The sequence below is a fragment of the Streptomyces sp. WAC05292 genome (assembly GCF_003949955.1).
Taxonomy (GTDB): Bacteria; Actinomycetota; Actinomycetes; order Streptomycetales; family Streptomycetaceae; genus Streptomyces; species Streptomyces globosus.
The window spans coordinates 1-5803 of sequence record NZ_RPSE01000392.1 but is presented as its reverse complement, the minus strand read 5'-3'; the positions used below and the strand labels follow the sequence as shown (position 1 = coordinate 5803).

6 protein-coding genes and 2 pseudogenes are annotated in these 5803 nt (G+C 73.4%); 1 reads left to right on the top strand and 7 read right to left on the bottom strand.

Translation table 11 applies throughout. The features are described from left to right. A pseudogene (locus EF903_RS27525) lies at positions 1-504 on the bottom strand (S9 family peptidase); the annotation flags it as partial. 245 nt (positions 505-749) lie between these two features. Between EF903_RS27525 and EF903_RS27520 the strand changes: the two are divergent. Further along, on the top strand, positions 750-2204 hold the full coding sequence (locus tag EF903_RS27520) for an MFS transporter (protein ID WP_125547638.1): 1455 nt from the start codon (positions 750-752) through the stop codon (positions 2202-2204). 18 nt (positions 2205-2222) lie between these two features. Here EF903_RS27520 and EF903_RS27515 read toward each other — a convergent pair whose 3' ends face one another. The 6 genes and pseudogenes from EF903_RS27515 to EF903_RS27490 form a co-directional block, all read right to left on the bottom strand. Then, positions 2223-2444: a hypothetical protein gene (locus EF903_RS27515; RefSeq protein WP_125547636.1), complete on the bottom strand. Its 222-nt coding sequence runs from the start codon at positions 2442-2444 to the stop codon at positions 2223-2225. A gap of 20 nt (positions 2445-2464) precedes the next feature. After that, positions 2465-3880: a cytochrome P450 gene (locus tag EF903_RS27510; protein WP_125547634.1), complete on the bottom strand. Its 1416-nt coding sequence runs from the start codon at positions 3878-3880 to the stop codon at positions 2465-2467. A 135-nt stretch (positions 3881-4015) separates the two neighbouring features. Next, a complete protein-coding gene (locus EF903_RS27505; RefSeq protein ID WP_125547632.1) occupies positions 4016-4519 on the bottom strand; it encodes an NUDIX domain-containing protein in 504 nt (167 codons plus the stop codon). Then, positions 4516-4716, bottom strand: coding sequence for a ferredoxin (locus EF903_RS27500; RefSeq protein ID WP_125547630.1), 201 nt, complete (start codon positions 4714-4716; stop codon positions 4516-4518). The genes EF903_RS27505 and EF903_RS27500 overlap by 4 nt, the downstream gene beginning before the upstream one ends. Before the next feature lie 128 nt (positions 4717-4844). Next, complete coding sequence (locus EF903_RS27495) at positions 4845-5483, bottom strand: class I SAM-dependent methyltransferase (RefSeq protein WP_125547628.1); 639 nt, start codon at positions 5481-5483, stop codon at positions 4845-4847. A gap of 105 nt (positions 5484-5588) precedes the next feature. After that, positions 5589-5803, bottom strand: a pseudogene (locus EF903_RS27490) (hypothetical protein); the annotation flags it as partial.

The following is a 5803-nucleotide window of genomic DNA, read 5'->3' as shown; positions in this document are numbered from 1 at the left end:
CCCCGCCCTCCCCCCGCCGCCCCCTCCCCGCCTCCCCCCCCCCCCCCGCCCCCCCCCTGTCCGCCGCCCCCCCCCGCGGCCCGCCCGCCGGCCCCGGCCCGCCCGCCGCCCCGCCCGCCGAGCTCCCCGCCGCGGGGCGGCGGGCGGGCCGGGGCCGGCGTACGAGACGCGGTAGAGGGCGCCGTACAGGGCGAAGACGGCGTGGCGGCCGTCGCCGGAGAGGGCGTAGCTGCCGATGCCCGCGGCGGTGAGCCGGATCCTCTCGCGCAGCCGGCGCTCGGCCTCGGGGAGCGGGCCGGGCTCGGGGGCGAGACGGCGCGGGTCGGCGAGGAGGGTCTCGGCGCCGGTGGAGGTGTCGAGGACCCAGAGGGAGTCGCGCGGGTCGGTGGGGCCGGTGGAGCGGAGGAACCAGAGGAGCCGGCCGTCGTCGCCGAAGGAGAAGGCGCGGGGGGCGCCGTAGGCGAAGCGGCCGGTGGTGGTGGAGAGCCGGAGGAAATCGTCCATGCAGGCGAGTGTGCCATGTGAAATGGCACACTGTACATGTGGTGTCGGTTAGGCCATCCGAGTGGTGTAGCGGGGGTGGCAGGTTTAGCGTCGACAGGGTGGACCCCAACGCAGCACCCGGCAAGGGGACCGACGGCGCGGGCGACGGCACGGGCCCCGCGGGCGACGGCGGCAACGGCGGCAACGGCGGCAGCAGCGGCAACGGCAGCGGCCTCGCCCTCTTCACCATCGCCTCGTGCCAGCTCATGGTCGTCCTCGACATCACCATCGTGAACATCGCGCTGCCGCACATCCAGACGTCCCTGGGCTTCACCACCGAAAGCCTCGCCTGGGTCGTCAACGCCTACACGCTGACCTTCGGCGGACTGCTCCTCCTCGGCGGCCGGGCCGGCGACATCCTCGGCCGCAAACGCGTCTTCATCTGCGGCGTCCTGCTCTTCGGACTGGCCTCCCTGCTCGGCGGGTTCGCCCAGAACGAGGGCCAGCTCCTCGCCGCCCGCGCCCTCCAGGGAGCCGGCGGAGCCATCGCCTCCCCCACCGCGCTCGCCCTGATCACCACCACCTTCCGCGAAGGACCGGCCCGCAGCAGGGCCTTCGGCGTCTTCGCCGGCGTCTCCGCGGCCGGCGGGGCGATCGGCCTGCTCGCCGGCGGCATGCTCGTGGAGTGGCTCGACTGGCGCTGGGTGCTCTTCGTCAACGTCCCCATCGCCGCGACGATCGCGGTCCTCGCCGCCCGCGTCCTCCACGAATCCGAGCGGCACCCAGGGCACTTCGACGTCGCCGGCGCCCTGCTGTCGACGCTCGGCATGGCGTCCCTCGTCTACGGCTTCATCCGCGCGGCCCAGGACGGCTGGCGCGACCCGCTCACCCTAGCGTCGTTCGGCGCCGCGGTGGTCCTGCTGACGCTGTTCGTCGTCAACGAGAAGCGCTCGACGCAGCCCATCACCCCGCTGCACATGTTCGCCGACCGCAACCGCGCCGGAACCTACGGCATCATGCTCTTCCTCGCCTGCGCGATCTTCGGCATGTTCTTCTTCCTCACCCTCTACGTGCAGAACGTCCTCGGCTTCAGCCCGCTGGCGGCCGGCCTCGCGTTCCTGCCGGTCAGCGCGATCATCGCCGTCGGCGCCGGCATCACCTCCCACCTGCTGCCCGTCCGCGGCCCCAAGCCGTTCATGGTCACCGGCGCGCTGTGCTGCTCCGCCGGCCTGGCCTGGCTGACGCGGGCCGACGCCGACTCCACCTACCTCGGCAGCGTCCTCGGGCCGATGCTCCTCTTCGGGCTCGGCATGGGCCTGCAGTTCGTGTCCCTGACCCTCATGGCGCTGTCCCACGTCACCGACCGCGAATCCGGCGCCGCCTCCGGGCTCCTCAACGCCACCCAGCAGGTCGGCGGCTCGCTCGGCCTGTCCGTCCTCGTCACCGTCTTCGGCACGGCCGGCCGCAACGAGGGCCGCGCCCAGGCCCGCGACTTCCTCGCCACCGCCACCCCGGAGCAGCTTCTCGCCTTCCGCCGCACCGGCCGGCTCCCCGACCCCTGGGCCGACCAGGTGCTCACCGCCGGAGTGAACGCGGCGTTCGTCGTCGCCGCCGCGTTCACCCTGGTCGGGGCACTCATCGCGGTCTTCGCCATCAAGGTCCGCCCCTCCGACCTCGAACGCCTCCGCGGCCGCAAGCAGTCGACGTCGGCGGAGGCGTGACGGGGCCTGCCTCCGCGATCAGGTCGCGCTCATGCCGCGTTCCGGCCACACACCCCGCTCCGCGTACAGCACCCGGAGCTTCCGCGAGGCCAGCAGGAACGCGTGGTCGACCCGCCCGTCCCGCACGGTCGAGGTGCGGGACGCCTTGTCCACGGCGAGCCGCCGCTCGAAGGCGTCCGGGTCGTCGCCGAATTCGTACTCCACGAGCCCCGCGGTCTCGGAGGCCTTGCGGAAATACACGAGGGCGGCCACCGTACGCCTCAGCCGGCCACGCCGCGGACACGGCAGCGGAGCGCGCCGTGCGTGCGCAGGGTGATGCCCGCGCTCAGCGGCACGTCCCGGTCGACCGCCTCGAACTCGTACGCCCGCAGCAGCACCGCCAGCGAGATCACCGACTCCAGCATCGAGAAGTGCTGCCCGATGCACGCGCGCGGCCCTCCGCCGAAGGGGAACCACGCGTACCGCGGCCGGTCCGCCTCCGCCTCCGGGGTGAAGCGGTCCGGATCGAATCGCTCCGGGTCCGGCCAGTAGCGGGGGTGCCGGTGCGTCACCCACGGCGCCAGGATCACATTGGCACCGCCCGGGACCGCATACCCGCAGATCTCGGTCGCGGCGACCGAGTTCCGGCCGATCACCGGCGCCGCCGGGTACAGCCGCATCGCCTCCTTCAGCACGCGCGTCAGGTACGGCAGCCGCTCCAGGTCGGCCGCCTCCGGCTCCCGGTCGCCCAGCACGCGGGCGACCTCCTCCCGGGCCAGCGCCTGCTGCTCCGGGTGCAGGGCCAGCAGGTGCAGCGAGTACGCCAGGGACGTCGCGGTCGTCTCGTGCCCCGCGAGCAGGAAGATCAGCACCTGGTCGCGCAGCTCGGCGGCGTCGAACGCGCCGTCCTCGGAACTCGACGCCGCCGACAGCAGCCCCAGCAGGTCCTCGCCCTGCGCGGCCTCCCCGCCGGAGCGGCGCTCGGCGATGATCCGGTCGCAGACCCCGTACAGCTCCTCCAGCGCCTCCGCGGCCCGCCGGTTGCCGGGCGTCGGCCACGACCGCGGGATGTTGACGGGGGAGTACCCGCGGCGCAGCACGTACTCCGTGATCACGGGGAAGCAGCGGTCGACGACGTCGACGGTGGTGTCGACGTCCGTCCCGAACAGGATCCGCGCGACCGCGCGCAGCGCCAGCTGCATCATCGCCTCGGACACGTCGACGACCCCGTCCGCGGCCCGCTCCCAGGCGGCCAGCGTCGTACGGGTCTCCGCCGCGACGGCCGCGGCGTAGCCGTCGACGCGGCGCCTGGTGAACAGCGGCTGCACGAGGCGGCGCTGGCGCAGGTAGTCCGCGTCCTGGCTGGTGAGCAGGCCGTTGCCGAAGGAGTCGCGGATCTCCTGGTAGAAGGGGTTGTCCTTGCGGAAGTTGGCCGACTCCGAGGCCAGGACCTGCTGCGCGCCCTCCGCCGAGAAGACGCAGTACAGGTCCTGGCGCAGCCCGGGCGGGCCCGCGGAGATCCGGACGACGTCGCCGTGCTCGCGGTGGGCCCGCAGGTAGGTGCCGAGTGCGTCCGACGTGAGCTCCGAGAGGGAGCCGAGCAGCGGATTCCCGGCCAGCACGGGCACCCGCCGGCCGCGGCCCGGGCCGGTGTCGCTGCCCGTCCCCGTCCCCGTCCCCGTTTCCACTGTCGCCATGGCCGCCCCCTCGACTCCGCACCCTGCCGGACCTGTTCCGGTCTGCCGATTCTGCCCCGTCCCCGGGCGGAGGGGCCCGATCCGGCACTCCGGCTGGCTGAAAATCGCCGCAGGGGCGGTATTCGGACGGGTGGGTCAGTCGTCCCAGTCCCAGGTGTCGAAGTACGCGGCGGTACCGGTTCGCCGGGCCTCCATGACGGCCTCCAGCCGCTCGAAGTCCCGCGGCGGCATCAGCGCCCGCCACTGCGCCGGCGGCAGGGCGCGTACGTCGTCGTGCTCGGCCGGGTCGAGGACGATGCCGTCGACCTGCTCGGCGGTCAGCCGCCCCCCGTCGAAGACGAACCCGATCGAACTCAGCGGCCACTCCTTCCCCGGCAGCCCGAAGACGGTCGCCAGGAGCCGCCGGGGACCCTCGTACACGATGCCGGTCTCCTCCCGGCACTCGCGCAGCGCGGTCTCCCACGGGCGCTCGCCCTCGTCCATGCAGCCGCCGGGCCACTGCCAGGGATGGCTGCGCGAGTACACGGCCCGCAACTGGACGGGCCGGTCCCGCTCGTCGGTGAAGAACAGGCAGCCGAAAGCGCTCGCCTTGGGCAGGGTCGCGGCGAACTCCTCGGCGGGCAGCCAGCCCGAGGTCACGCCCCCGGGAGTGTGATCGCCTGTACGGGACATGCGCGGGCGGCCTCCTTCAGCATCGGGTCGCCGCCACCGTCCTCGCGGCCCGGGATCACCATCCCGAACCCGTCGTCGTCACTGGTGAACACCGAGGGCGCTCTGAGCGCGCACTGGCTGCTGCCGATGCAGACGTCGGTGTCGATGGTGATCCTGTCGGCCATGGATCCGCCCTCCGGAGCTCCGGCCGCACGCGGTCGCGTGCGCGCGCAGCCCATGATCGCCCGCACGCCGCCCCACCCCCGGGCGAGTCGCCCACCCATTCACCCTGACGGGCGAGGAGAGCCGGTGCTCATACCGTCGCCCGCACGACGAGCGTGCCGATCGTCTGCCGGTCCTTCGGGCAGGGAAGCCGCTGACCGGCGGCCGAGGCGAAACCGGCGGCGCGGAGCTTCTCCTCCCACAGGTAGGGGCGGAAGCACCACCGGGTGATGGTGAGGAGTTCGTCGCCCGGGCCGTACAGGTCGTACTCGTGCGGGCCGGGGCATTCGCCGGACGGCGGCAGGTGCGAGAACGCGAACCGGCCCCCGGGCTTCAACGCCCGCCGGACCAGCGGCAGCAGTACGGCGGGATCGGTGAACCAGACCGCGCCGAAGACGGAGTAGATGCTGTCGAACTCCGCCTCCCGGCCGCTCAGGTACTCCTCGGCGCGCCCGTGGTGGGCCTCGATCAGACCGCCGAACCGCTCGCGGGCCGCCTCGATCTGCGGGGCGGAGATGTCGACGCCGACGGCCGAGGCCCCGGTCCGCGCGACGAGGGCGAGGTTGTCGCCCTTGCCCATGCCCAGCTCCAGCACGCGCTTACCGGGCCCGGTGTGCAGAAGTTCGAGGCCGGGCCCGTGGTCGCCGCCGTACTGCGTCCAGGAGAACCGCTCCCAGGGTTTGCCGGCTGCCGGCAGGTGTCCGAACTTCTCCCAGGACGCATCGCTCATGTCGTGGCCTCCTCGCGGGGCGGTCGCCTTTCACGGTCGTGAGGAGACTCTTCCCGGAAGCCCGGCCGCTGCCGGGACGGTAATCGGACGACCCTGCGCTTTCGCTCAGTAGCCCCAGCGCTGGCCGACGCTGTCGTCCTGACGGCAGTGGATGGTGCGGCCGTTGGCATCGCGGCCGGAGGTGCCGACGTCGGCCTTCCGGCAGATCTGGCCGGCCCTGTAGCAGTTCCCGGCGTTCGACTTCGGATAGCAGTCGGTTGCCGCCTTGGTGGGCGCCGGCGCGGGCGCCTTCGTGCGCGTGGGGGCGGGCGGGGCCGGAG